This window comes from Streptomyces durocortorensis, from assembly GCF_016901035.1.
GTDB lineage: Bacteria > Actinomycetota > Actinomycetes > Streptomycetales > Streptomycetaceae > Streptomyces > Streptomyces durocortorensis.
On record NZ_JAFEUF010000478.1, the window covers coordinates 1 to 1621 of the forward strand.

At 77.2% G+C, this 1621-nt stretch carries 1 protein-coding gene; it reads right to left on the reverse strand.

Annotation, left to right across the window (positions count from 1 at the left end; all coding sequences use genetic code 11):
* Positions 1–2: 2 nt before the first annotated feature.
* A complete protein-coding gene (locus JS521_RS35570) occupies positions 3–1193 on the reverse strand; it encodes a winged helix DNA-binding domain-containing protein (protein ID WP_205086977.1) in 1191 nt (396 codons plus the stop codon).
* Positions 1194–1621: the final 428 nt, after the last annotated feature.

Genomic DNA, 1621 nt, shown 5'->3' on the forward strand with positions numbered 1-1621 from the left:
GCCTACGCATGCGGCCCCACCGTCACCCGGCCCACCGTCAGCTCCGCCGTCCCCTCCATGATCGTGGCGACCCGCTCCACCTGCTCCTCCAGCGCCCGCGACCGGGGCGCCGACAGCGGCTTCAGCGGTTCCACGGTCACCGCGATCCGGCGGCCCGAGCGGCGCTGATGCCAGACGCCCGCCACCACGCCGTCCACCAGCAGCACCGGGAAGTTCCCCGCCTGCCCGCCCCCGAGGGCCCGTTCGTACGCCGCCCCCGGGAACAGCCGCTCCCGGGGCCACGAGGCGATGGCGAACGCGTCGAAGTACGGGAGCAGGCGCACGCCCCGTGCCTCCGCGTCCGGGAAGTCCGTGTCGCCCGCGACCACCCACGCAGGGCCCTCCTCCGCGAACGTCACCTCCTCGATCGCCCCCGCCCCGGCCAGCGCGGCGAACTGCTCGGCCGCCCAGCGCTTCGGCGCCGCGAGCCAGCGGGCGAAGTGCGCGGGGGTGGCCGGCCCGTACGCGTACAGGTACCGCTCGATCAGGGCCGGCAGCGCCCCGGCGCCCGGCAGCGGGGTGCACCCGGGGTTCGTGTACGTCGCCTTCCGGCCCCGGTTCGGGGCGTAGGCGAGGGCGCCCCGGTGGCCCGCCAGGTGCAGGACCTGCCGCCAGCGCGGCCACATCGCCTGGAACCCGGGCATCACCAGGTCGCCGGCCCACGGCCCGGTCCGCGCGACGACCTCGTCGGACAGCTCGTCGATCGTCAGCTCCGCCCCGGTCAGCGCCTCCCCGATCGCCGCGACGACCGCCTCCACCTGGTCCGGGGTCATCCGGGCGTCCTTGGGGAAGGGGTTCGGGCCCGTCGGCACGGCGGACAGGGCCCCGGTCCACAGCGGCAGGTCCGCCGTCGGCAGCAGGTGGACCGTGCCGCGCGGCCCGAACGTCTTGACCAGACTCCGGTCGCTCCACAGGGCCGTACGGACGTCCATGCGGGTCAGCCCGTCCCCGCGCAGCCCCACGGACAGCTCGGCCGCCGACAGGACCTGGGCGTGCGCCCCGAGCATCGCGGCCACCGCCTCGCCGGGGGCGGCGAAGGGCGACGTGGCGGCGGCGTCCGGGTGGAGGCGCTGGCGGGCCAGCCGCCGGGCGTTCGCCCCGGCCCAGGTCACGGGTGCCGACGCCGGTGCGGGCTCAGGGGATCGTGTCGTCATGCGTCGAAGCTAGTGCCCTTGGAAGTCAGCTCCTGTCCTCTTCTGCGGCCGGCGGCGTCAAGGCGGCGGCGCCCGGCGACCCCTCGATACGGAGGTCGATAACGGGCCCGGAACGCGCCCCGGAGTCGGCGCCGACGTGGGGTGGAGCCTGCCCGCAGCGAAGTCTGGCATATGCGGAGAGTAATGATGGAGTGGCGTGGCGCGCGCCGGCACTTACGAAGGGTTATGGTGGAACCCCCCCCTCGGGCCGGTCCGTACCCCCCCCCACGGACCGGCCCGTTTTTTGTGGGCCGAGGCCCGGGCCCGGGGGGGGGGGGGGGGGGCGCGCGCCCGGGGCCGGCGGCCCCGGCCGGCCCGGCCCGCGGGGCCCGCCGCGCCGCGCGCGCGGGGCGCGGGCCGGCCGCGGCGGGTTCCTGCCCCTCTGGCCC

What these genes read in the sequence shown, in the direction of transcription:
- JS521_RS35570 (WP_205086977.1), bottom strand. Translation starts at nt 1,193, where the DNA reads ATGACGACACGATCCCCTGAGCCCGCACCGGCGTCGGCACCCGTGACC.